General features: G+C 27.4%; 27 protein-coding genes. 6 read left to right on the forward strand and 21 right to left on the reverse strand.

Translation table 11 applies throughout. From position 1 onward, the window contains the following. Nucleotides 1-18: 18 nt before the first annotated feature. From flgB to DU473_RS04550, 4 genes are read left to right on the forward strand one after another with little or no spacing between them, the layout of a single operon-like run. Complete coding sequence (flgB, locus tag DU473_RS04535) at nucleotides 19-450, forward strand: flagellar basal body rod protein FlgB (RefSeq protein ID WP_131162877.1); 432 nt, start codon at nucleotides 19-21, stop codon at nucleotides 448-450. Between the two features lie 9 nt (nucleotides 451-459). Further along, complete coding sequence (gene flgC / locus DU473_RS04540; RefSeq protein WP_131162878.1) at nucleotides 460-954, forward strand: flagellar basal body rod protein FlgC; 495 nt, start codon at nucleotides 460-462, stop codon at nucleotides 952-954. Nucleotides 955-956: 2 nt separating this feature from the next. After that, nucleotides 957-1,256, forward strand: a complete 300-nt coding sequence (gene fliE, locus DU473_RS04545; RefSeq protein WP_131162879.1) for a flagellar hook-basal body complex protein FliE — start codon at nucleotides 957-959, stop codon at nucleotides 1,254-1,256. A gap of 6 nt (nucleotides 1,257-1,262) precedes the next feature. Continuing rightward, nucleotides 1,263-3,044, forward strand: a complete 1,782-nt coding sequence (locus tag DU473_RS04550) for a peptidoglycan D,D-transpeptidase FtsI family protein (RefSeq protein WP_131162904.1) — start codon at nucleotides 1,263-1,265, stop codon at nucleotides 3,042-3,044. A 9-nt stretch (nucleotides 3,045-3,053) separates the two neighbouring features. On the opposite strand, the gene mnmG is transcribed toward DU473_RS04550, so the two are convergent. From mnmG to cetC, 4 genes are all read right to left on the reverse strand, one after another. Beyond that, nucleotides 3,054-4,907, reverse strand: coding sequence for a tRNA uridine-5-carboxymethylaminomethyl(34) synthesis enzyme MnmG (mnmG, locus tag DU473_RS04555; protein ID WP_131162880.1), 1,854 nt, complete (start codon nucleotides 4,905-4,907; stop codon nucleotides 3,054-3,056). A gap of 52 nt (nucleotides 4,908-4,959) precedes the next feature. Continuing rightward, a complete protein-coding gene (locus tag DU473_RS04560; RefSeq protein WP_131162881.1) occupies nucleotides 4,960-5,457 on the reverse strand; it encodes a PAS domain-containing protein in 498 nt (165 codons plus the stop codon). Between the two features lie 17 nt (nucleotides 5,458-5,474). Beyond that, on the reverse strand, nucleotides 5,475-6,731 hold the full coding sequence (gene cetA / locus DU473_RS04565; RefSeq protein WP_411763200.1) for a bipartate energy taxis response protein CetA: 1,257 nt from the start codon (nucleotides 6,729-6,731) through the stop codon (nucleotides 5,475-5,477). 269 nt (nucleotides 6,732-7,000) lie between these two features. Next, nucleotides 7,001-7,498, reverse strand: coding sequence for an energy taxis response protein CetC (cetC, locus tag DU473_RS04570; RefSeq protein ID WP_131186616.1), 498 nt, complete (start codon nucleotides 7,496-7,498; stop codon nucleotides 7,001-7,003). Nucleotides 7,499-7,694: 196 nt separating this feature from the next. On the opposite strand from cetC, the gene DU473_RS04575 reads away from it, so the two are divergent. Continuing rightward, entirely contained in the window at nucleotides 7,695-9,083 is a 1,389-nt protein-coding gene (locus DU473_RS04575) for a cation:dicarboxylate symporter family transporter (RefSeq protein WP_131165806.1), read from the forward strand. On the opposite strand, the gene DU473_RS04580 is transcribed toward DU473_RS04575, so the two are convergent. Next, nucleotides 9,084-9,851, reverse strand: a complete 768-nt coding sequence (locus DU473_RS04580; protein ID WP_131165807.1) for an inverse autotransporter beta domain-containing protein — start codon at nucleotides 9,849-9,851, stop codon at nucleotides 9,084-9,086. Nucleotides 9,852-9,966: 115 nt separating this feature from the next. Here DU473_RS04580 and DU473_RS04585 point away from each other — a divergent pair, with 115 nt between their 5' ends. Beyond that, nucleotides 9,967-11,493: an inorganic phosphate transporter gene (locus DU473_RS04585; RefSeq protein ID WP_131165808.1), complete on the forward strand. Its 1,527-nt coding sequence runs from the start codon at nucleotides 9,967-9,969 to the stop codon at nucleotides 11,491-11,493. Here DU473_RS04585 and mnmH read toward each other — a convergent pair. From mnmH to DU473_RS04660, 16 genes are all read right to left on the reverse strand, one after another. Next, nucleotides 11,482-12,492, reverse strand: a complete 1,011-nt coding sequence (gene mnmH, locus DU473_RS04590; RefSeq protein WP_131162887.1) for a tRNA 2-selenouridine(34) synthase MnmH — start codon at nucleotides 12,490-12,492, stop codon at nucleotides 11,482-11,484. The genes DU473_RS04585 and mnmH overlap by 12 nt on opposite strands. Continuing rightward, nucleotides 12,476-12,967 carry an HIT family protein gene (locus tag DU473_RS04595; protein ID WP_131162888.1) on the reverse strand — a complete coding sequence of 164 codons (492 nt, stop codon included), beginning with the start codon at nucleotides 12,965-12,967 and terminating at the stop codon, nucleotides 12,476-12,478. Before DU473_RS04595 ends, mnmH begins: the two co-directional genes overlap by 17 nt. Next, nucleotides 12,967-13,653, reverse strand: a complete 687-nt coding sequence (locus tag DU473_RS04600) for a beta/alpha barrel domain-containing protein (protein WP_131162889.1) — start codon at nucleotides 13,651-13,653, stop codon at nucleotides 12,967-12,969. The genes DU473_RS04595 and DU473_RS04600 overlap by 1 nt, the downstream gene beginning before the upstream one ends. After that, nucleotides 13,641-14,912, reverse strand: coding sequence for a tetratricopeptide repeat protein (locus tag DU473_RS04605; protein WP_131186617.1), 1,272 nt, complete (start codon nucleotides 14,910-14,912; stop codon nucleotides 13,641-13,643). The genes DU473_RS04600 and DU473_RS04605 overlap by 13 nt, the downstream gene beginning before the upstream one ends. Then, entirely contained in the window at nucleotides 14,885-15,259 is a 375-nt protein-coding gene (locus tag DU473_RS04610) for a YkgJ family cysteine cluster protein (RefSeq protein WP_131162891.1), read from the reverse strand. The genes DU473_RS04605 and DU473_RS04610 overlap by 28 nt, the downstream gene beginning before the upstream one ends. Then, a complete protein-coding gene (locus DU473_RS04615; protein WP_424944978.1) occupies nucleotides 15,249-15,947 on the reverse strand; it encodes a tRNA1(Val) (adenine(37)-N6)-methyltransferase in 699 nt (232 codons plus the stop codon). Before DU473_RS04615 ends, DU473_RS04610 begins: the two co-directional genes overlap by 11 nt. Before the next feature lie 10 nt (nucleotides 15,948-15,957). Then, nucleotides 15,958-16,089, reverse strand: a complete 132-nt coding sequence (locus DU473_RS08455) for a hypothetical protein (RefSeq protein WP_262867985.1) — start codon at nucleotides 16,087-16,089, stop codon at nucleotides 15,958-15,960. Nucleotides 16,090-16,099: 10 nt separating this feature from the next. Then, entirely contained in the window at nucleotides 16,100-16,867 is a 768-nt protein-coding gene (locus DU473_RS04620) for a TSUP family transporter (RefSeq protein ID WP_131162893.1), read from the reverse strand. Then, nucleotides 16,857-17,621, reverse strand: a complete 765-nt coding sequence (locus DU473_RS04625; protein WP_131162894.1) for a TIGR02757 family protein — start codon at nucleotides 17,619-17,621, stop codon at nucleotides 16,857-16,859. Before DU473_RS04625 ends, DU473_RS04620 begins: the two co-directional genes overlap by 11 nt. A gap of 103 nt (nucleotides 17,622-17,724) precedes the next feature. Beyond that, nucleotides 17,725-19,551 (reverse strand): flagellar hook-associated protein FlgK, encoded by a 1,827-nt coding sequence (gene flgK, locus DU473_RS04630; RefSeq protein WP_131162895.1) that lies wholly within the window; start codon nucleotides 19,549-19,551, stop codon nucleotides 17,725-17,727. A gap of 10 nt (nucleotides 19,552-19,561) precedes the next feature. Beyond that, nucleotides 19,562-19,996 carry a flagellar protein FlgN gene (locus DU473_RS04635; protein WP_131165811.1) on the reverse strand — a complete coding sequence of 145 codons (435 nt, stop codon included), beginning with the start codon at nucleotides 19,994-19,996 and terminating at the stop codon, nucleotides 19,562-19,564. A 38-nt stretch (nucleotides 19,997-20,034) separates the two neighbouring features. Continuing rightward, the gene (locus tag DU473_RS04640) at nucleotides 20,035-20,235 is read right to left on the reverse strand and encodes a flagellar biosynthesis anti-sigma factor FlgM (protein ID WP_131162897.1); all 201 of its coding nucleotides are present in this window, start codon (nucleotides 20,233-20,235) and stop codon (nucleotides 20,035-20,037) included. A gap of 68 nt (nucleotides 20,236-20,303) precedes the next feature. Then, entirely contained in the window at nucleotides 20,304-20,630 is a 327-nt protein-coding gene (locus tag DU473_RS04645; RefSeq protein ID WP_131186618.1) for a rod-binding protein, read from the reverse strand. Further along, complete coding sequence (locus DU473_RS04650) at nucleotides 20,630-21,676, reverse strand: flagellar basal body P-ring protein FlgI (protein WP_131162899.1); 1,047 nt, start codon at nucleotides 21,674-21,676, stop codon at nucleotides 20,630-20,632. Before DU473_RS04650 ends, DU473_RS04645 begins: the two co-directional genes overlap by 1 nt. A 168-nt stretch (nucleotides 21,677-21,844) precedes the next feature. Continuing rightward, the gene (gene nrfD / locus DU473_RS04655; RefSeq protein ID WP_131165814.1) at nucleotides 21,845-22,792 is read right to left on the reverse strand and encodes an NrfD/PsrC family molybdoenzyme membrane anchor subunit; all 948 of its coding nucleotides are present in this window, start codon (nucleotides 22,790-22,792) and stop codon (nucleotides 21,845-21,847) included. After that, nucleotides 22,785-23,357 (reverse strand): 4Fe-4S dicluster domain-containing protein, encoded by a 573-nt coding sequence (locus DU473_RS04660; protein WP_131165815.1) that lies wholly within the window; start codon nucleotides 23,355-23,357, stop codon nucleotides 22,785-22,787. The genes nrfD and DU473_RS04660 overlap by 8 nt, the downstream gene beginning before the upstream one ends.

The following is a 23,357-nucleotide window of genomic DNA, read 5'->3' on the forward strand; positions in this document are numbered from 1 at the left end:
AAAATAAAAAGGAATAAAATGATCTCACCATTTAAATCAAAAGAACTTGTAGTAAGTGCTTTAGCTGGTAGAAATTTAAGAAATCAACTCATTAATTCTAATTTAGCAAATGTTGATACTCCTTTTTATAAAGCAAGAGATATTGAATTTGAAACAGCATTGGTAAATCGTGCTAATGAAATTTTTAAAAAAAATAATAATAAAGAATTACAATTAGCACTAACAGAGCAAGGACATCAAAAACCTTGGAAATTTCCAGATCCAAGCAAATCAACAATTTATTTAAGAGATGGACATTTGGCAAGAAATGACGCAAATACAGTAGATCTTGATGTAGAAACTACAGAAATGAGCAAAAATACAGTTATGATAACAGCCCTTGATGGAGTTTTAAGAAGACAAAGTAATATTTTTAGCTCTATTATTGATGCAAGTTCTAAATTAAGTTAAAGGAAAATTATGGCATACTTAAGTGATTTTGATATAAGTGGATATGGTTTAAGTGCTCAACGCTTTAGAATGAATGTAATTAGCTCAAATATAGCTAATGCAAATACAACCAGAACCGCAGAAGGTGGACCTTATAGAAGAAGAGAGGTTATTTTTAAAGCAACGGATTTTGATAAATTATTAAATGAGCAAATTAACAAAGATAATAATTTTTTAAAATATGAGAATCCTTTAAATGATCCGACTTCTCCAAAAGATGCTAAACCTGCTATTATGAGCGTTGTAGTTGATAAAGTTGTAAGAGATGACAAGGATTTTCGCATGAAATATGATCCATCACACCCAGATGCTAATGCAGAAGGATATGTGGCTTATCCTAATGTTAATCCAGTTATTGAAATGGCCGATTTAATTGAAGCTACTAGGGCTTATCAAGCAAACGTAAGTGCTTTTACAAGTGCTAAAACCATAGCACAAAGTGCTATTGATTTACTTAAAGGTTAAGAATGAATAATATTAATGATTTAAGACTTAATACAATTACAAATAACAATTTATCTAATAATAAAAATTCAAGTAATATTGGAGATGAATTTTCACAACTTCTTAAAAATGAAATTAAAAGTCTTAATAAAACTCAAGAAGAAGCTGAAGCAGCTATGACAGATATAGCAACTGGGGAAGTTAAAGATCTGCATCAAGCTGCAATTGCTATAACTAAAGCTGAAAGTAGCATGAAATTCATGCTTGAGGTTAGAAATAAAGCTATTAATGCATATAAAGAAATCACAAGAACACAAATTTAAGCTTTGATACAAGAAAATAAAAAAAATAGAATATCAAAAGTTGCTTTTGCTTTTTGCATGGCTCTTTTATTTATGATTATTTTTCTTGTTTCTACCTTTTTTTTAACTTCGAAACGCCATATACCAAACACAGAAAAAGATCAATACTCTCACGCATTAAGAGGAAATATTATTACAAAAGATAATTTCACCATCGCATCATCACGTCAAGTTTATCGTGCTGAAATTGATCTTAGAAGCATTGATAAGGATAAATTTGATTTGTTTTTAAAGCTTTTCCAAATTTATAGCGGAGCTAGTAATGAACAAATGCTTGATATTAAAAAAAGAATTCAAAATAGAAAGAAAAAAAGTTATAATTTTGTCCTTTTACAAAATCTTGATTCAAAAAGAGCAAGTTATCTAAAAGAACTTGCCAAAAAATTATACATACAAGGATTTTTTAAAGCATTTACTAATAATAATCGTGTTGAAACTAGAGGTTTAAGCATTATCGAGCATAGAGAAGATAGAATTTATATGTCAGCAGATACCTTAACTCCTGCTATTGGCTATACTAAAACTTTTCTAGATAAAGATAATAATATTTTAAAAAATATAGGAGTTAAGGGTTTAGAAAAATACTATGATGAATGCCTAAGTCCTTTACAAGATGAAAAAATCCAAGGTCTTAAAGATATAGGAGGAAATATTATCCTAAATTCCAACTCCTTACAGCAAAAAAAAATTAATGGTTGCGATCTTTATTTAAATATTTCATTAAAACTTCAAAAAAATATAGAAAAAGCGATTGATCAAAGAAATGAAGAGTTAAAAGCAAATGAAATTATTGTTGGGGTAATGGAAAGTAAAACAGGAAAAATCCTAGCTCTTGCTAGTTCAAGAAGATACAATCCTAAAAATCGTAGTAAAGATTTATCTGTTTTAAATGCTAGTGCTATAGAATACGGTTATGAAGCCGGTTCTGTTATCAAACCCTTTATTTTTGTAACAGCTTTAAGACTTAACAAAATCAAACTTGATGAAATTATTAATACTTATGGAGGAAAATATAAACTAGGACGTTTTATTATTAGCGATGATCATAAAAAAGATAAAATGAGTACAGAAGAAATCATTAGATATTCTTCAAACATAGGAATGATTCAAATAGCTAAAAGATTAAATAATATAGAAATTATTTCTGGACTTAGAGTTTTTAAATTTGGAGAAAAAAGTGGCATAGATTTACCTTACGAACAAAAAGGAGAACTTCCAAATCCTAAAAAATTAAGAGATATAGAAAAATCTGTTTTAAGCTATGGATATGGCTTGAAAACTACATTTATGCAACTCCTTGGAGCTTATAATGTTTTTAATAATGATGGAATATATATTACTCCAAAACTTGCAGATAAATTTTATCAAAATGGACGCTTTAATAGTCTAGATGATGAAATTAAAAAAGAAAAAATTCTTTCAAATGAAGCAGCGACAACTATGCAAAATATTTTAATTGATGTTATAGAAAAAGGAACAGGAAGAAAAGCTATAACACCTGGAATAATCATAGGAGGAAAAACAGGAACTGCAAGAATTGCTGAAAGACAAGGTTATACGTCTAACCGTTATAATGCATCATTTTTTGGTTTTGCTAACGATGAAAATCATCGTTATACTATAGGAGTTTTGGTAAGAAATCCTACTAAAACTTATTATGCCGCACAAAGTGCTTTACCTATGTTTAAAGATGTTATTGATATTTTAATTAATGAAGATTTCTTAAAACCGATACAAAGTGCTCAGTAATTTTTCTTATCATTTCTTTTTCATTTTAATATAAATATGCAAAATATCTAAAGCTGCAGGAGTAATACCGCTAATCTTGCTTGCTGCAAAAAGAGTTTGGGGTTTAAATTTTTCTAATTTTTCCACTACCTCATTACTCAAACCACTAATATTTCTAAAATTAAAATCATTTGGAATTTTTAATTCATTTAAATTTCTCATTTTATTAATTTGCGCTTTTTGCATTTTAATATAATGATAATACTTAGCTTCGCTTAAAATTTCTTGCAAAGAGTACTCATCCATATCTTCAAAAATCATATTTATTTTTTTAAGTTTTTCTATATTAAAACTTGAACGTGCAACAATTTTTTGCCAATTTAATACCGAAGTAATAGGTTCTTCATTTATACTTGCTAAAAATTCATTATTTTCATTATTTGGAGTAAGCTCTTTTTCAAGTAAAAAATTTAAACCCCTATTTAAATTAGTATTAATATTTTCAATAAAATCAAAGTCATGTTGGCTTAAAAGTCCAAATTTAAAACCATATTTTCCAAGTCTTAATATAGCATTTTCTTCTCTTAGCAAAAGTCTAAATTCAGCTCTTGAAGTAAACATTCTATAAGGCTCTTTCGTTCCTTTTGTTACCAAGTCATCAATTAAAACACCTATATAAGCCTCATCTCTATCTAAAACAAAAGGCTCTCTTTCATCAATGGCTAAAACAGCATTTACTCCGGCCATAAAACCTTGTGCTGCAGCTTCTTCATAACCTGTTGTACCATTAATTTGACCAGCACAATATAGATTTTTAATCTTTTTTGTTTCCAAAGTATGATAAAGTTCTGTTGGATCAATATAATCATATTCTATAGCATAACCAAAACGTGTTATTTTAGCATTTTCAAAACCTTTTATGCTTCTTAACATCGCAATTTGCACTTCATAAGGTAAAGAAGTAGAAAAACCGTTAATATAATATTCATTTGCAGCTTTTGTCTGCGGTTCTATAAATAAATGATGACTTTCTTTATCACTAAAACGGTTGATTTTGTCTTCTATAGAAGGACAATATCTTGGCCCTATTCCCTCGATTTGTCCAGTAAAAAGTGGAGCACGATAAAAATTATTTTTTATAATTTCATGTGTATTTAAATTTGTTCTTGCAATATAACAAGGAAGTTGAATAGGATTAAAATTTTTTGTTCTGAAACTAAAGGCTTTAGGAATCTGATCTCCATATTGAATTTCCAAAAGATTAAAATCAATACTTTTAGCATCAACTCTTGGACAAGTTCCAGTTTTTAATCTTCCAATGTTTAAATTATTTTTTTTTAAAGAATTTGCAAGCATTATTGAAGAATACTCTCCTACCCTTCCTGCTTCAATTTTTTTTTCTCCTATATGAATAAGTCCATTTAAAAAAGTTCCTGTTGTTAGTATAACTTTTTTAGAAAAATATTGATTATTTAAATTAGTCTTAACGCCAACTACTCGGTCATTTTCAATCATTAAATCTATAACTTGCTCTTGAGAAATATCTAAGTTATCCAAACTTAAAAGCTTATTTCTTGCACAAATTCTATAAGCGTCCATATCAATTTGTGCTCTAGAACCCCTAACAGCTACACCTTTACTTTCATTGAGTATACGAAATTGTATTCCTGTTTGATCAGTAATCTCTCCCATTAAACCGCCCATGGCATCAAGTTCTTTTACCAAATGCCCTTTGGCAAGTCCTCCTATAGCAGGATTACAACTTGCTGCTCCAATTTGTTCGATAAGAGTAGTTAAAAGTAGAGTTTTTTTACCCATTCTAGAAGCCGCTGCACTTGCTTCAATCCCAGCGTGTCCACCGCCTATAACAATAATATCAAACATAGCTAACCTCTAAAAATTAATTGGGTAAATAAAAATCTTAAGTAAATTTCACTCAAGATTCTTGAAGATGAAACATAAGTTCATTATAAGTTTTATTTTGACTTTTACAAAATTCATTCAAAGTTTTTAAACTTGCGTTTATACCCTCTGTATCTTCAATTTTTAATAGTTTATCATAAAAATTTTCAATTATATCAACAGCCTTTTTATTAGGTTGACGACGAACGGAATAATATCCTATAATTTTATTTGCACTAGAATCAAACGATGGAGTAACATTTGCAAAAACCCAATAATAATCTCCGTTTTTTGATTTATTTTTTACAAATGCAAAGATTTCTTTTTTTTCTTTCATATACTCCCATAAAAGTTTAAAAACTGCTTTTGGCATGGAAGAATGTCTAACTATATTATGAGGTTTATATAAAATTTCATTCATTGAAAAACCGGCATACTTTAAAAAGTCAGCATTTGCATAAACTATTCTTCCTTGCAAATCTGTTTTTGAGGTTATTAAACAATATTTTGTTAAAAAAATTTCTTTCGACATTATTTTTCCTCTTTAAGCTATACTTTCAATTTTTCTAATATTTCTAAACTTCTTTGCTCTAAATTTTTAACATCATTAACAATTACATTGTATGTTGCTTGATCAATATACTCAAGATTTGATTCTTTTATTGCTTTTTGAGCATTCTCTTTTATATATTCTTTTCCTTGATTTAGTTCACTTTCCTTAATACACTCGCTAATGACATCTTTAGCCCTATCATCATTGCAAAGATTTGAAATTGGATCAATACTTTCAAGATTAAATTCTTGAGTTCCATTAAGATTTAAATAAATATTTGATTTATATAAAATATGATCAATCTTAACAGCTGAAAGTATGAGTCTTTTTGCAAATTCTGCAAAATCTTTTCCTAAAGATAAACTATTTTCTTCAAGACCTTTAAATGCCTGAGAAAATTTACTAATTCTTTCTTCTGACTCACTTACAATACCAAATACTTGTTCGCTACCTGATTGGATATTTGTAAAATCCTGCTGCATTGTTTGTATAGCAATTGAAATTTCACTTGTAGATCTTTGAGTTCTCTCAGCTAATTTTCTAACCTCATCAGCAACAACAGCAAAACCACGCCCATGTTCTCCAGCCCTTGCAGCCTCTATTGCTGCGTTTAGTGCTAATAAATTAGTTTGATCTGCGATATCTCTAATAACTTCTACAACAGAAGTGATATTTTGAGAATTAGCTACGAAAGTTTGAACAGTCTCTTTGCTTGAATTTACTACTTCCATTAAAGAACTCATAGCATTTTGCAATGAATTTACTTCAGAGCCATTTTGTGTTGCAGTTTGTGTAATAAAATCAACCATATCATAAACATTTTTCATGATATTTATATCTTGATTTAAAGAAGAAGAAATTTCAGACATGTCTTTATTTTGATTAGTTAAACTTAAATCCATTAAAGTTTTTGACAAGGCATTTTTATATGCTGATTTAGAAGTAGTTTCTATACTTGATAAAACTTTATTAATAAATTCTATATTATAAGCAAAAGTACCTTTTAAACCTTCAGGAAGAGCTTTTCTATAAAATTCTCCTTTTTGTGAACAAGCAATAGCAGTATTAATTTCTCTTAGATAAGCTTCTAAATTATCTATAGTATTATTAATATTATCAGCAATGCTACCTAGTTTTTTACTTTTTGTATTTATATAAACGATTCTACCATCAAAATTACCATCTTTAAGTTCTGAAGAAAGCTGAAATAGCTTATCAATCATAGTTTGTTCATCTTTGTAGCACAATAACATGTAAACGAGTAATCCTAAAGCCAAAATTAAAATAGGAATAGCTACAAAACTACTGCTTATAAACGTCCCTAAAATCCCTAATACAATTAACAAAATAGAAAATAAAAATAAATTCACCATTTTAATCTATATTCCCTCCCACATACTAATTAAATCAATAAATTTATTTTAGATACTTTTGATGTATAGTTTTAAGTATTTAAACTTAAATCAGTTTATAATTTTTTAAAAGGCTAATTATATTAAAAACAAGATTAATTTTATCTTAATTATTTAAGATTTTCTTGCAGATCAAAAACAAGTTGATTATAAGTAACATTATAAGATGAAACGATTTCTATTAAAGCTTCTAATCCAGCCTTAATACCACCTTGTTTTTCTTTTTCTAAAATGGTATTATAAACACTTTCGATAATAGGCAAGGCCTTACGGTTTGGAGCTCTTCTAACTGAATAATAATTAATTATTTTTCCATTAGAATCAAACGATGGAGTAACATTTGCAAAAACCCAATAATAATCTCCGTTTTTTGATTTATTTTTTACAAATGCAAAGATTTCTTCTCCTTTTTGTATGGTATCCCATAAACATTTAAAAACGGTTTTGGGCATATCTTGATGTCTTACAATATTATGAGGTTTTCCTAAAAACTCTTTAGTTTCATAACCAGCATATTTGGAAAAATCATCATTTGCATAAATAATATTTCCCTTAAGATCTGTCTTAGAAGTAATTAAAGCATCTTTTGTTAGAAAAATCTCTTTCATACATCCACCTATATATTTTTTTGTTAATTATATCGTGTTTAAGTAAAACAAAAATTAAATATTTTCCATAAAAGTAAATAATCATTTTTGAGAAAATAAGTAACATTTAAAAAGGATTTTATTTTAAAATAAAAAAATAATACTTATATATTTATTTTTTTGTTAAACTTTTTTAAGCTTAATAAAGGAGTTTAATTTGGAAACTTTGAGTCAAACTTTGATAAAAAGAAAACCACCTTTTTTTAAATCTTTAATAAAAAGTCTTGGTTTTTGGGTTATTATTGGTATTATTGGGGGAATTATACTTGGATATTTTAATAAAGATTTAGCCTTTGCTAGCAAAGGCGGGGTAGAATATTTTATTAAAACTTTAAAAATCCTAATTGGACCTATTATATTTATTACTATTGTACTAGGTATTATCAGTCTTGAAAATCTTAAAAAACTGGGTAGCATTGGGGTTAAATCTGTTCTTTATTTTGAAATAGTAAGCACCTTGGCTTTAGCTATTGGAATTTTTATGGCCAATGTAATGCAACCAGGATCTGGAATGAATCTTGATCCAAAAACACTTGATCTAACTAAAGTTGAAAAATACATCAATCAAACTCAAGAAATTAGCGCTAAATCAGAAATTATGCATATTTTAAAAGATGCAATTCCAACAGATGTTATTAGTCCTTTTACAGAAGGAAAAACCTTACAAGTTCTTATTATCGCTATTATTACAGCTTTAATTATTTCTTTAATGAAACAAGAAGACAAACAAGTGATACAAAAAACATTTGAAATTGCTCAAAATTTTGTATTTAAGATCTTACAAATTGTAATGTATTTTAGTCCCATTGCAGCATTTTCTGCTATGGCTTTATTAATTGCACAATATGGTATTGAATCTTTAATTAATCTTGGCTATCTACTTTTTGTGATGCTCATTTCTTGTCTTATCTTTATTTTTGTTATTTTAGGCATTATTTGTTACTTAGCAAAAGTAAATATTTTTAAATTTATGCGTTTTATTTCTAGGGAAGTTTTAATCGTTTTTGCTACAAGCTCAAGCGAATCAGCCCTTGCTCCTTTGATGAGAAAATTAGAAAAAGCAGGATTATCGAAAACAACAGTTGGGCTTGTGCTACCAACAGGATACAGTTTTAATCTAGATTGTACAAATATTTATTTAGCAATGAGTTTAATTTTCTTAGCGCAAGCTTTTAATGTAAACCTTTCTTTAGGTCACGAAATTAGCATTTTAATTGTTTTGATGATAGCATCTAAAGGAGCTGTTGGTGTTACTGGCTCTGGATTTATAGTTCTTGGAAGTACTTTAGCGGCACTAGGAGGTATGCAAATTCCAGAAGCAAATAATGGACTTGGTGGAACTTTGGCTGAAGTTTTACCTGTGGCTGCTATAGGAATTTTGCTTGGAGTTGATAAATTTATGTCAGAAATGAGAGCTGTAGGCAATCTTTGCGGAAATAGTGTCGCAGCCTTAATTGTAAGCATATGGGATAAACAAATTGATAGAGAAAAATTTAAATACGCCCTAGATCATCCTGAAGAATTTCGCAATGCTGGGATGTATTAATTATCTTTTGAGGAAGTCATAACGCTGAACTTCCTCAAAAATATTGTTATTTTTTTTAAGCTGTTTTAAAAAACTTTTATTTAAATCGATTTTAAAACCTAATTGTAAAATTTTATCTTCATTTTGATCTAATTCTCTAAAAATAAAATTTAAATTAAAAATGCTATAAGGAGAATAAGATATTTTATAATCAACATTTTCTTCATTTTTATTAATATCAAAATAAAAATAATCATAATTTGGAATTGTAAAACTTACACCAAGCTGGATATTGCGTCTTATTTGATCAAAATAATAATAATTTGTATAAGCTTTTAAAAAATTACCATATCCAATTTCTCCTCCAAAACTAACATCTTTTTGATCTTTTTTTCTATCAATAAAACTATTAATGCCAATTAAAAAATTATCCTGCTTATAACGATTGATCAGTCCACCTGAATAATTATAATTATCTTCGCTCATATATAATTCTTTTTGAAACAATAAAGAAACGTTTTTATATTCGTATAAAGAATTTAAATTTTTAATTGCTAAGTTTTCATCGTTAAAATTTAAATCACCCCAAGTTTTATCAATACCATTTTTATTTTCCAAAAAATTAGACAATAAAGAATTAAAAGAATCCTTAAAATTTACATTATATTCTGGTGTTTTAATTTTTTTTTGAGAAATATTAAAATCAAATTTTTTCCATTGACTATGTATATTAGATTCTGCTAAAACGTTTATAATGCATATTATTAGAATTAAAAATATTTTTTTCATTACTATCCAAAATAAAATAAAAAACATTATAAAAAAATAAAACAAATTAAAAGTAAAATAAGAAAAATTTGCTAAACTTCACCTGCGATCGCAATTTAATGTTAAGGAATTATGTTTGAAAAAGGATAATATTATTGCCTCTGGCATATTTATTGTTAGTATTGTTGTCTTTTTTATTTGGGGAAGCTATTATATCTCTAATGATCATCTAATACTCTTTACTCTTGCGAGTATTTTTGGAATTTTTATGGCTTTTAATATTGGCGGAAATGATGTAGCCAATTCTTTTGGCACAAGTGTTGGTGCAAAAACTATCACCATAAAACAAGCTCTTATAATAGCCGCTATTTTTGAATTAAGCGGAGCTATTTTTGCAGGTGGAGAAGTCACAAAAACCATTCGTTCTAATATAGTAAATTTCTCACAAGATTTAAATCCTATGCTTTTTGTAGCCATTATGTTAGCAGCTCTTATTAGCTCTGGAACTTGGATTTTTATAGCTACAAAAAGAGGACTTCCTGTCTCTACAACACATAGTATTATAGGTGGAATTGTAGGTGCTAGCATTATGATGGGAATGATATATTTTGATGGCGAACAAACTCTTTCTATGGTTAAATGGAGTGGAATTCTAAAAATTGTTATTAGTTGGGTTATCTCCCCGCTTTTAGGTGGTTTAGTAGCTTATGGTATCTTTAGTTATATAGATAAAAAAATTCTTAAACCTTCTAAAAATTTAAACGAACAAGTTAAAAATATCAAAAAGGAAAAGAAAAAATTTAAAGAAGAATATTTTCAAGCTCTTAAAAATAAACCTCAAAATGAACAAATTAAAGAATTAAGTTTAATTGTTCTAGATGATGAAGATAAAGAAAAGAGTTTTTATAAAAATCAAATTAAAGACTTCAAAGAAAGAGAAAAAGCTATTGATATTTTTTCTGTTTTAAAAACCCACATGCCGGTAATAGGTTGCTTAAGTGCTATTATTATCTCTGCCATGTTCTTGTTTAAAGGTTTAAATAATGTTAGCACATTAGATATTTTGCAAAATGTATGGATTATAGGGATATTAGGCATAGTTGGATATATTGTTACTTTTGCTATTGTCAAAATTGTTAGAAAAACTGAGCTAAATAAAACAACTAATAGAATCTTTGCGTGGCTTCAGATTTTTACTGCTTCAAGTTTTGCTTTTTCGCATGGCGCAAACGATATAGCAAATGCTATTGGACCTTTTGCTGCAATTTTAGATGTCTTAAAAAATAACGCAATAAACGCCAACTCACCAGTTCCTTTTGCTGCTCTTTGTATGTTTGGTATAGCTTTAGTTATAGGACTTTGGTTCTTAGGAAAAGAAGTAATAAGAACAGTTGGTTCTAAACTTACAAAGATTAAGCCAACAACAGGATTTAGTGCAGAACTTGGTGCGAGTCTAGTTATACTTTTGGCCACTGGACTTGGAATTCCTGTGAGCTCAACTCATATTTTAATAGGAGCTATTTTAGGCATAGGCCTTTATAACAAAAATGCAAATTGGTCTCTTATGAAACCTATAGGTTTAGCTTGGGTAATTACTTTACCTGCTGCAGGGCTTATAGCAGCTATTGTTTTTATTATTTTTAAATTTGCATTAGGGCTTTAAATTTAAAGAATCTTTTAAATTAAATAAATTTAAAAGATTCTCTTTTGCTTGCATAATATCATCTGTGTTTAACACAAAATCGATATTTTTAGGTTTTTTATAAACTTTATCATAGTATTGCAAAAGCATAGTAATAACTCTTCTTAAGTCACCTCTATTATAAGAATTTAATAAATCAAGACGAAAATTTGTACTGATATAAGGTGTAATTTTTTCTACAGCTTTTTTAAATTTTAAAGGCGTTATTTTTGTCTTATAAAATTTTTCTATTCTTAAAATACGATTCTCTAAAGAACAAAAGCAATAAATTTTAAAAGAGTTTTGCATTGCCTCATATAAATTTAAAGGCAAAACAATATCTCCTATCCTTCTACTTTCAAGTTCTATAAAAGCTAAATTTTTAATATTTTTAAAATTTTCAAAAAGTTTAGTTTCAAAAAATTTCTGATTTGGTTGATCTCCTAAAATCGATCCAAAAGCTGATCCTAAATGATTTGCTAGTTTTTCAAGATTGATACTTTGAGGTAATAATTCTAAAAGTTCTGTTTTCCCACTTCCTGTGTTACCACAAAGTGCTAAAAGTTTAAAATTCAACTGCTTAGAAAAATAATCATTTAAACACGCTCTATAAGCTTTATAACCACCCTTTAATCTAATTACACGATAACCAAGCTCTGATAAAATAATACCAACACTCTTAGAGCGCATTCCTCCTCTAGAACAATAAATTCCAATAAGAGATTTTAATGGAAATTCTTTATAAAGCTCTAAAATATGTTTTGCCATATTATTACAAATATAACTTGCGCCTTTAATTTTAGCCAAGGATTGATTTTTTGAATATAAAATACCTATTTCTTCAAATTCATTATCATTTAATGCATAAAAATTTTTAGCTTGAGAAATATGAGAATATTTAAATTCTCTAGGGCTTCTTGCATCAATCAAACAATCAAAATTTTGTTTATCAAACTCTTGAAATTCAAACTCTTGAAACATTATTAAAAGCTATTAGTAATTTTTTATAATTTTCTTTAATATCACTTCCATAAACTCTAGTTTTTCCTATTGTTGTAATAAAATTAGTATCCCCACTCCAACGTGGCACAAGGTGATAATGACAATGCATTGCGATCCCAGCTCCAGCATCTTTACTTAAATTCATACCTATATTAATCCCACTAGCATTTAATTCTTGCTTTAAAATTTTTACCCCAAGTCTTACATAATCACTCATTTCTTGCCAAATTTCATTTTTTAAATTTTCTATATGCTCTTCATGAATATAAGGAACAACCATAAAATGACCCACAGAATAAGGATAAGCATTCATCACGCCAAAACAATACTTTGCTCTAAAAATAACCCCTAATTCTTCATCACTTTTTACTTTATTCGCACAATTACAAAAAACACAAGTTTGCTCTTTGTGATTAAAATATTCCTCGCGCCAAGGTGCATATAAATACTGCATTATTTATCCTTACAAAAAACATCAATTCCTAAATTTTGATATTTTTTAATTTCATTTTTTTCTATATTATTACAGGCTAAAATAATTTTAGAGTTAGGGATTAAAGAAATCATTTTTTTATAAGATATTTCATCAAAAGTTTGTAAAAAATAAATTCCTAAAATATCTGCTCCAGCAAAAATAGCTTTGCTTAAATCTTCTTTATCGCTAATTAAAACCAAAGCTTCAAGCCCTAAATATCTTGTAAATTCAAGCAAGCTTTTAAGTTCTTTTAAATTTAAAAATTTAGCATAAAGTAAAATAAAATCTGCTCCATAAACCAAAGATTCAAGAATTTGATATTGATCAAAAATAAATTGTTTATTGAGCAAAGGTAGCTTAATATAACGTCTTATTAAACTTAAATTTTGAATATCTTGAGGTTGCAACTCAATACACAATGCACAATTAGTCTCATCTTTTTCTAAATTTAAAGCTTGATTTAAAAGTTTTTCTTCTTTTTCTTCTTTTATAATGGATATAAATTTTATTTCACCATTTATTCTTTGAAGATTCTTTTTTACTTCTTTTGGAAAAAAAGGATTTGAAGATAAAGATCTTCCTAACATATCATAGGAAAAAATTTTCTTTCTTTTTTCAAGCTCTATTTTGCTTTGTTTTATTTGCTCATTTGTTATTTTAAACATTCTTTAATCGCTTTAAGATGTTCTTTGCTTTCTTTTGAATTTGAAAATTCTTTATCGGAAAAGGTTTGTTCTAAAAGTTCCCATGCCTTTTTACAATCTTTTAATTTATAATAACCCCAAGCAAGCGAATCAATATAATATAAATTGTTTGGCTCTTTTTCTAAAGCAAGTTCAACCAAATGCATTCCTTTTTTAATATCTAAATCATAATCAATTAATAAATATCCATAATAATTTAAATATAAAGCATTGCTATTACCATCTACTCCTTTTTCAAATTTTTTTGCCACAGATAAAATTAAACTCGGAGTTATTTTTTTATCCAAATTTGCCTGTTCAAATTCAAAAATAGCAGCACGCATAAGATATTCTTTATTTCCACTTTGTTCATATATTTTCAAGCTTAAATTTTTAGCTTCATTAAATTTTTTAAGATCTTGATATAAAAAAATTTTAATATTATCATCTAAATCATACTCTATAGCTAAATCTAAAGCTTTTTGTTTTTTTTGTTCTTTATTTAAAACATCAATCAAAGAATAAATAAAGCTTTTATTATTGCTTAATCTATAAAGATCTATATAAACGCTTTCAAGTAAATCAAATTGTTTTTCATCATTATAAATTTTAGCCAATATAACACAAGATCTTAGTGTGCAACCATTTTTTTGGCGCCATTTTTCAAGCAATTTTTTAATACTTTTAGTATCATTTAAAATCGCATAAGAACTAATAATTTTAAATAAAAAATCCTCTGTTGGATTTTGCTCATAGGCTAATTTATAATATTTTAAAGCATTAATAAAATCTTTTTTTTGCATAAATAAATCGCCATAAAGTTCTAAATTTCTAGGATCATTAGAATTTTTAGCTAAAAGTTCTTTGATTAGTTTTTGTGCCCTATTAAGCTCTAAGCTTTTTAACGCATAAAAAGCACTGAGTCTTTTAAGATTATCATTTTCATCTACATAAGCACTAGCTATATTATCAATCTCTTTAATATCATCTAAATTATTGGCTAATGTTAAAAAATATGCATTTTGCAAAAAAACAACATCTTTATATTCTCTAAAAAGTTCCAAAAAAATATCTCTGGATTTTTTATAATTGTTAAAATATTCATAATTTAAAGCACTAAGAATTTGTGCATCAAGTTTATTGCTTTGTTGCTCTTTGTGGTCTTTAAAAATTACTTGATTTTTATTTGCACAAGCTGTTAAAAAAATAGTTATTAAGATAAATAATAAATTCCTATACATTCTTTTTGTAATTCCTCTTTATGATATTTAAAATATTTCCAAAATGGAAATGTCTTGCATTGTTTAGGTCTTAATTCATAAATACTACAATTTCTTTTTATTTGATCAAAAAAAACACAAGCATATCCTTGTTCAAATTCAACCTCTTTTAAGCTATACCTTAAGCCAACTTTTTTTATAAACTGTTCCATAAATTGCTTCTTATCTAGTTTTAAATAATCACTAAGAAGATTTATTTCTTCATTGTTTATAAAAATATTACCGCTTTCTCCAGTGCAACATTTTCCCCCGCATTTAGCACAAGCATTCTCATCAAAAGCATAAGGAAAATCCTTTTCATATATCATAACTTTTTATCCCAAATCTTAAGCAAATTTCATTCATTTTATCACTCAAATGATTATTTTCATACATTAAAAAAGGAGCTACAATTTCACAAGAACTTTTTACTCCTTTTCTTGCTTTAATCAAAACTAATCTTGATTTTGATTTTATATCTTTATAAACAAAACAAATTTTAATAATTTTTATATTATTTTTCTCTAATAAAGCACAAATTTCGCTTAAAGCCATACTCTCATAGCAAAAATACAAAATTCCTCGAGGTTTTAATAAACGATAAGATTTTTCTATGAAAATTTCTAAAGGTAAAAATTCTCTAAATTTACTTATATTTTTATGAGAATCATTGCCAAGTTGTGCCCCCTGTCTATAAAAAGGAGGATTACTTACAATAAAGTCAAATTTTTTCAAAGGATTAAAATTTTTAAAATCCTCACAAAATACTTTAGCCTCTAAAGAATTGTATTCTAAATTTTTTTTAATAAGTTTTATATTTTCCTCTTGAATATCCAACAAATTTAAATCTAAACTAGAAATATTTTTTTTTAATAATATCCCTATAATTCCACAACCACTCCCAACATCTAAAACTTCAGATTTTATACCCTCTTTTAATATAAAATCTGCAAGCAATAAAGAATCGCTATTGTAACGATAACCTTGTTTATATTGAAAAAAATGTAAAAGCTCCAAATCCATATCCTTAATGAGTTGGAATTTTAACTATCTTTTTTTTATTTATTTGTTGCTCTTTAGAAATATTTTGATCGAAATTTATAAAATCTTTTGCAAAAAGCAAAGAAGAAAAAATAATCAAAAAAATAATCTTATGCATAAATTTTCCTTTATTTTATAAAATAATCCCAAGATACTTTTATAATTGTTAAGGCAACAACAATTAAAAATAAAATTTTTATAAAATGACCCTTAGTCTTTAAAACAAGTTTTGAACCTAAAAATGCACCTATAATTTGCCCAAAACCCATTAAAAGACCTATATCCCATAAAATTTTATACTGCCAAATAAAAATAAAAAGGGCGACAATATTGCTAGAAAAATTTAAAATTTTAGTATTAATACTAGCTTGTTTCATACTAAAACCCAATAAAAAAACACAAACGAAAATCCAAAAAGATCCAGTTCCTGGCCCTAAAAAACCATCGTAAAAACCCAAAGTTAACCCACAAATAATATGAAAAATTTTAATATTTTTAATCTTTGCTTTGCTTTCTTCTTTTCCAAAATTAGGTTTAAATGCAATATATAAAAAGGTAAAAGTTAAACATATTAATATTATAATTTTTAAAGAATCATCTTCAACAAATAAAACACCATAGCTTCCAATAGCCGCTCCAATAGCTGTAAAAAAAACTCCCCAAATTAAATGAGGCAAAGTTGTTGATTTATAGTAAGTAAAAGCAGCGGTCAAAGATCCAAAAACACTTTGAAGTTTATTAGTTGCTATAGCCAAATGCGGTGAAACCCCACAGGCTAAAAGAGCGGGTATAGTTATAAGACCACCTCCTCCTACAATAGAATCAATAAATCCTGCAAAAATAGCAACAAACAAAAGCACAAAATAATAAATTACATCAAAGTTCTCAAGTCCCATGTTTTAAAATCTCCTTACTCTGCCCCAATCTATAAAGAGCAAAATCATATTTTACAGGATCATAAAAATCAAATTCTTTGAGTTTATTTGTTAATTCTAACACGCTTTTAAAGTCATACACTTTGCGCTTAACAAGTCCTAAAGCTATAGAGGTTTTAAAAGTATGTATATCTAAAGGCATTAATAGGTCTTTAGTATGAATTTTATCAAAAAGTCCCATATCAAGATTATCTTTTCTTACCATCCATCTTAAAAACATATTATAACGTTTTAATGGGGATTTTGGAATATTTTCAAAAATTTTAGAAAAGAAAAAATTATATCCATAGCTTTCATAATTGTTTAATGTTTTTATTTTTTGCATAAAAATTAAAATAGCGTCTAAAATATTCCCTTCTTTTTGATAAGCACTAGTAAATAATTCTTTAAGGGAAATTTCTTGTTTTAATCTTCTAAAAGTAATAAAAATCTGAGTAATATCTTGTTCATTTTGAAAACGATATTTTAATTTTTTACATTTTTTATTAATTTGTTCCTCGCTTGAATTAATTAAATTAAAATCAAGCTTTTTTAAAAAATTAAGTATATTTTTTGCATTTCCATAAGCAAAAAGAGCACAGATTAATGATATAAATTCATCATTATGTATTTTAGCAATTTGAAGAGGATCGGGAGCATTAAACAAAGACTCAAGATTATTTTTTTCTTTCGCTAAATTATCTAATTTTATTTTAAGATTATTTAAATTTTGCATTAAAACCTTCTATTTACTTTAACTTAATACAAAATCAATACATATAAGAAATTTCAAAAACTAAGAAGAAATTTGACAAAAAGTCAAATTTCAAAACTATTTTCTAAGATTTAAGTCCTAATAAAGTATCAAGCATTTGATCAACAGTGCTAACAATTTTTGCTGCGGCTCCATAACTTGATTGATATTGTATCAAAGCTGCTAATTCTTCATTGGTATTTACACCACTTTTGGACTGATATTCTGTATAAACAGAGTTGTATAAAGTGGTATTACTTGCAAGAATAACTTCATTGTTTTCTCCATCGCTTGCAATCTTTCCTGTAAATTTTCTATAATATTCTTCCAAAGTAAGCTTATCAATAGTGCCATCATCATTATAGAAATTTACTTTATCGTATTGAAGTTGGATAATCTTATTTGCCATATCATTACCACTATCTACGCCACTTAAACTTGCTCTTAAGGTGCTAGGATCACTTAGTATACTATCTTTAACAGAAATATTCCCTGCATTATTTCCACTAAAAAATCCTCCTATGCTAAAAGCCCCTGCAAAATTGGTTCCTTTATCTTCAATAGCAACTTTAAAACCACTTTTTGCATTGATTTGAAATAAACCACTATTACTTTTTGGATCATAGCTAAAACTTGCATTGATAAAATCATCTACATCATTTTGGCTGTTATGATCGCCATTATCATCGGAGTTAAAATTAATCTGCCTTACCAAATCCTCCATAGTAGTATTAACATCTATAGTAATAGTTTTTGTAGCTTGTTTATCTCCCTTTTCATCGTAAATAACAATATCAAAACTTCCAGGTTGTATAGTTCTATCATAATTCATTAAAGGTATATTAGACTGCAGACCATTAATATAATCAGAAGTCATTGAATTTTTTGCAGAACTTGCATATAAATTATTTGTTTCATTAATTAAAGTTTTTGCAAAAGTATCCAAAGAATCCATATAACCCTGAAGGATTCCATTTTCATACTTTCCTTCTAATTTATTATAATCTCTACCGCGAAGATCAAGTTGTGCTCCAAGCTGCCCTCCTTTAATTTTTCCAGTTAAATCACGAATTTTTTCATCTGCTGTTTCATAATAAATGCTATAAGATTTATTTTTATCATCATAATCAAGCTTTAAAGGATGAAAATTGATTCCATCGACTATAGTAAAACCTTCTATACTAAGATTATATTGATGACCGGGATCTGTAATAGTTTGATCAAAACGGCTATTTTGATCAATTGGGTTTTTAGAAGCAACACTATCTACTAATTTTGAAAGAGTCAATTCTAACTCATCTCTTCTATCTCTTAATTCATTAGCATGTTCTGTAGTTAAAGCTTCTTGTCCATAAATTTGCTTATTAATTGTTGCAATTTCTTCACCAATACGATTAATCTCATCAACTGTTGATTTGATATCATCATTAACTTTTTGTTGCATTTTTCCTAAAGTAGAAAAAGTATTATTTAAGCTTTCTGTTAGGGTTTGAGTAGCTTTAACAAGAGCTACTTTTGTCGCATTTTCATTAGGATTTGAAGCAAAATCATTCCAAGCTTTATTATAATTTTCTAAATCTTTTAAAATTCCAGTTGATTGAAGATCTGGAAATCTTTGAGACACTTCTTTTAATGTGTCTCCTAAATATTTTGTATATTCAAGTTGCGTTGAAGCATTTTTTAACTTATAATAAGAATACTCATCATGCAAACGAATGATGCTATCAACACTCGTTCCAGTGCCAACTTGCACTCCTCCTGTTGTATAAAATCCATTTGTTGTTTGAACAACTCTTTGACGAGTATAAAAAGTGCTATTAGCATTTGAAATATTATTACTTGTTGTAGCAATTTGAACTTCACTTGCTTTTAGTCCTGTTACTCCTGTATGTAATGTAGAAAAAATACCCATTTATAACCCTTTAAACATTTATTTTAAAAAATGATTCTGGTGTAGTCTTTTTATCTCCATAAGCATTATTTGTTCCATTATTTGTATCAAACATTTTATTAAGTAAGCCATCTAAAAAATCTTTAACAATTAAAACAAATTTTGCATATTCTTTATTTTTTGCATAAAGGGTTTGAAGATTATTTTTAAGTTGATCAAGCTTTTGCTTATCTTCATCATCAAGCACTTGAGATAATCCTGCTGTAGAGCTATTATTAAGAGTAATTAAAGCTTGATCTAGTTCTTTTTTAGCTTGATTAAATTTAGATATTAATTTATTTTTTTCTTCTACACTTGAAGAAACACTTTCATGTTTGGCAACTTTAATATTTTCTATGTCTTCAGTAGTAAGCGAAATTAAATCCTCTAAAATCGCATTGACTTCATCTAAATGTTTTTTTATCATTATTTCTCCTTTTTTTACTCAAAAAAGGAGAAAAGAAATTAGATTAAAGAATCTGCAATTGCACTTGCCGTAGCTTTCAAATCTATCTTATACTCTCCATTTTTAATCTGCTCAGCAATTTTTGCAACTTTCTCATTTTCCGTTTTTTGAGTGTTATCTAGTTTTATTTTTTTATCTGATTTATTTGTATCTACAGCAGCAATGCTACTAAGATAACCTTGTTTTACTGGATTTATCATTTTTGCCTTCCTTATTAAAATGGATTTTACAATTTCCTATAAGGCATATCGGATAAATCTAAAAAAAATTAACTCCTTTCTTTTAAAAAATCGTATAATAATTTAGAAAATCCAAGTCCGCCACTTAAAGCTTTACTCATAGCATCATTATACATAGACGAATAAATCTCGTCACTTGCATCTTTTCCAAAAAGCGAATTTTGATTTTTTAAAGAAATATCAAGTACAGATTTAACCAAAAAAGCTTCAAAAGCATCTGTTTGCTCTTTTAAAGCTTGATCTTGATGTGTTTTTGCAATAACTTCATTGTCTTTTACTCTAGCTTCAAAAGGTTTTTTTAAATCATAAATTTGACCTGACATATTATAAGTATTTAAGAAATTATCAATTTTCATTATATAACCTCCAAATCAGCATTAATAGCACCTGCTCTTTTTAAATTTTCCATAATGGCTATAATATCATTTGGACTAGCACCTAGCTTATTAAGCATTCTTGCTATATTTGCTACAGTTGTTTTTGAACTATTAATTCTTAAAGTATTAGAATTAGGATCAACAATTCCTCCATCTTTCATATCAATCTCATTACCAGCTAAAGCAGTAGAATTATTAGGATCAATTTTAATAGTAATATCTTTATGAGTAATTAAAATAGGTTCAACTTCTACATCAACTCCAGCAATCACTGTGCCAGTTCTTTCATCAATGATAACTTTATTTTGTGGCGTATAAGCAATATCTTGTTCTAAAACTCTAGCCATAAATTCTACATTAGAAAGATCTTCTGGTTTGTTTAGTTTTATTGTTCTTGAATCAACAGCCTTTGCAACATTTTCTTCAAAAATAGTATTTAAAACTCTTTCTATATCATTAGCTGTTTTAAAATCTGCCGTTTTTAAGCTTAAAGTTAAATTATTGCTTTCATTAAAATTTTGCGGAATTTCTCTTTCAACATTAGCCCCTCCCATTACAGTAGCAGCAGTGGAATGAGATCCTGCTCCTCCTGGTCTTGGAGCTAAGCCTCCTACAGATAAAGAACCTTGTGCTATGGCATAAATTTCTCCATCAATCCCTCTTAAAGCTGTAAGCAAAAGAGTTCCACCTTGCAAAGATTTAGCATCTCCTAATGATGAAACAGTTACATCAAGCTTATCTCCGCTTTTTGCAAAAGCAGGAAGTTTTGCAGTTACCATAACTGCTGCAGTATTTTTTGATTTAATATCATTTGGATCAACTTTTATATTCATACCTTGCAAAAGATTTGAAACGGATTGAAGAGTAAATTTAGAACTTGTTCCATCTCCACTTCCATTTAATCCAACAACTAAACCATAACCTATTAATTGGTTGTCTCTTACTCCAACGGTGTTGGCAATATCCTTAATTTGAACCGCAAAAGCACTAACAATAAAGAATAAAAAAAACGCCAAAATTCTCATCGATTATTCCTTTAATCTATAACTTAATACAAAAACAAAGCAAGAAATGTTCCAATTTTCCAAATATTGATAAAAATAAAAATTACAATTTCTTGTATAAAAGAAACTAAAATCTATAAATTAAACTAATAAAATATTTAATATTCATATAAAAATTAATAAATTTAACTAGTTTAAATCATAAAAATTCCCAGCATACAATATAAAAAGTCTCAAAGCTAAAACTCCAAGCATTACACAAAAAGAATTTAAGAGTATAAAATTTAATCTATAAGCGTGATTTTTTAAAGCAGTAATAGAAATAATACTAGGAATTACAACACCGCATCCAATTACTCCTATCCAAAAAATACAACTTAAAAAACTAAAATTTATACTTATAATCGGAATAATATATCCTTTGCCTTGAAAATAAAGTCCCATAAAAAGAGCAAAAATTAATAACAACTCAATAGGAATCACCCTTAAATCTGCTGCTAAAAGATATTTAGATTTTTCCTCTAAAAGATCTTTTTTAAAAAACAAAATTCCAAAAAATATACAAGCTGCAATTCCACTTGATAAACCGCTTGTTAAAAATAAAACAGGCAAAATAGGACTATTATAAACAGGAAAACTTTCTATAGCAGAAAGTAAAAATCCTGTATAAACTCCAACTCCAACTCCCAAAATAAAGAGAATTCTTTCTATATAAATTAATTTTACTTCTAAAAAATCAAACATAAATTTAAAACTTTTTATAAAAAAACTAAAAAATGTTTTTTGTAAAAACTCTTTATAAATAGCAAGAGCATATATCACGCAAATTGGGGTATAAAAAAGTAAAAGCAAAACTCCTATAGACATAACTGATTTTAAATTATAATGAAATAAAAGCTGATAAAAATTCAAAGGATTACTAAGATCAAAAATGAGAACAATTAGCCCTATAATAATTGCTATAGGAGAAATAAGAATGCCTGATTTAATAAAAGCGATATATGATTTTGCATTGCTCCATTTTAAACTAAGAGCTGTTAAAAGCGCACTTGAAGAAAGTCCTGCTAAAAATAAATAAATAGCTATTGGCCAATGCCAAATTTGATTTGTATTTTCTATGCCCCAAATTTCATTCATAATTTATTTCTCCTTTACTTGCAGCTATGATTAATAATTTTGGTTTTGTTTTAAGGTACTCTTTGTATCTAATGTAATTTTTTTTACTTAAAACACTATAGAGTGGATCATTGATATTTTCTAAGTCTCCAAAAATTAAAGCATCTGAAGGGCACACCCTAACACAAGCAGGCTCTCCATAAAATTTTAAATGAGTATCTTTACAAAAATTACATTTATTAGGAATTTTACTCTTAGGATCCAAAAATCTTGCATTATAAGGACAAGCTGCGATGCAATATAAACAACCCACACATTTATTTGCATCAATATCTACAATACCATTTTCATCTATAAAAGAAGCCTTTGTAGGACAACAAGCAACACAAGGAGCATTTTCACACATCTGGCAAGAATGTCTTTTTAAATCAAAAACTAAATTAGGAAAAATACCTTTAGGGCCCTTGATTTTAACCTGAAGCCTATAAAGGCCTTCAGGAACTGAATTTTCACTACGACAAGCTATAGTACAAGCTTGGCAGCCTATACATTTTTGAGTGTTAAAAATCATTGCGTATTTCATTAT

Origin of the sequence: Campylobacter novaezeelandiae, from assembly GCF_004323845.1 — a bacterium.
Lineage (GTDB): Bacteria > Campylobacterota > Campylobacteria > Campylobacterales > Campylobacteraceae > Campylobacter_D > Campylobacter_D novaezeelandiae.

Excerpts from the sequence above, each read along its gene's own strand:
- flgB (WP_131162877.1), top strand. The coding sequence starts at position 19 with ATGATCTCACCATTTAAATCAAAAGAACTTGTAGTAAGTGCTTTAGCT.
- flgC (WP_131162878.1), top strand. The coding sequence starts at position 460 with ATGGCATACTTAAGTGATTTTGATATAAGTGGATATGGTTTAAGTGCT.
- fliE (WP_131162879.1), top strand. The coding sequence starts at position 957 with ATGAATAATATTAATGATTTAAGACTTAATACAATTACAAATAACAAT.
- mnmG (WP_131162880.1), bottom strand. The coding sequence starts at position 4,907 with ATGTTTGATATTATTGTTATAGGCGGTGGACACGCTGGGATTGAAGCA.
- DU473_RS04560 (WP_131162881.1), bottom strand. The coding sequence starts at position 5,457 with ATGTCGAAAGAAATTTTTTTAACAAAATATTGTTTAATAACCTCAAAA.
- cetA (WP_411763200.1), bottom strand. The coding sequence starts at position 6,731 with ATGTTATTGTGCTACAAAGATGAACAAACTATGATTGATAAGCTATTT.
- cetC (WP_131186616.1), bottom strand. The coding sequence starts at position 7,498 with ATGAAAGAGATTTTTCTAACAAAAGATGCTTTAATTACTTCTAAGACA.
- DU473_RS04580 (WP_131165807.1), bottom strand. The coding sequence starts at position 9,851 with ATGAAAAAAATATTTTTAATTCTAATAATATGCATTATAAACGTTTTA.
- mnmH (WP_131162887.1), bottom strand. The coding sequence starts at position 12,492 with ATGTTTCAAGAGTTTGAATTTCAAGAGTTTGATAAACAAAATTTTGAT.
- DU473_RS04595 (WP_131162888.1), bottom strand. The coding sequence starts at position 12,967 with ATGCAGTATTTATATGCACCTTGGCGCGAGGAATATTTTAATCACAAA.
- DU473_RS04600 (WP_131162889.1), bottom strand. The coding sequence starts at position 13,653 with ATGTTTAAAATAACAAATGAGCAAATAAAACAAAGCAAAATAGAGCTT.
- DU473_RS04605 (WP_131186617.1), bottom strand. The coding sequence starts at position 14,912 with ATGTATAGGAATTTATTATTTATCTTAATAACTATTTTTTTAACAGCT.
- DU473_RS04610 (WP_131162891.1), bottom strand. The coding sequence starts at position 15,259 with ATGATATATGAAAAGGATTTTCCTTATGCTTTTGATGAGAATGCTTGT.
- DU473_RS08455 (WP_262867985.1), bottom strand. The coding sequence starts at position 16,089 with ATGCATAAGATTATTTTTTTGATTATTTTTTCTTCTTTGCTTTTTGCA.
- DU473_RS04620 (WP_131162893.1), bottom strand. The coding sequence starts at position 16,867 with ATGGGACTTGAGAACTTTGATGTAATTTATTATTTTGTGCTTTTGTTT.
- DU473_RS04625 (WP_131162894.1), bottom strand. The coding sequence starts at position 17,621 with ATGCAAAATTTAAATAATCTTAAAATAAAATTAGATAATTTAGCGAAA.
- flgK (WP_131162895.1), bottom strand. The coding sequence starts at position 19,551 with ATGGGTATTTTTTCTACATTACATACAGGAGTAACAGGACTAAAAGCA.
- DU473_RS04635 (WP_131165811.1), bottom strand. The coding sequence starts at position 19,996 with ATGATAAAAAAACATTTAGATGAAGTCAATGCGATTTTAGAGGATTTA.
- DU473_RS04640 (WP_131162897.1), bottom strand. The coding sequence starts at position 20,235 with ATGATAAATCCAGTAAAACAAGGTTATCTTAGTAGCATTGCTGCTGTA.
- DU473_RS04645 (WP_131186618.1), bottom strand. The coding sequence starts at position 20,630 with ATGAAAATTGATAATTTCTTAAATACTTATAATATGTCAGGTCAAATT.
- DU473_RS04650 (WP_131162899.1), bottom strand. The coding sequence starts at position 21,676 with ATGAGAATTTTGGCGTTTTTTTTATTCTTTATTGTTAGTGCTTTTGCG.
- nrfD (WP_131165814.1), bottom strand. The coding sequence starts at position 22,792 with ATGAATGAAATTTGGGGCATAGAAAATACAAATCAAATTTGGCATTGG.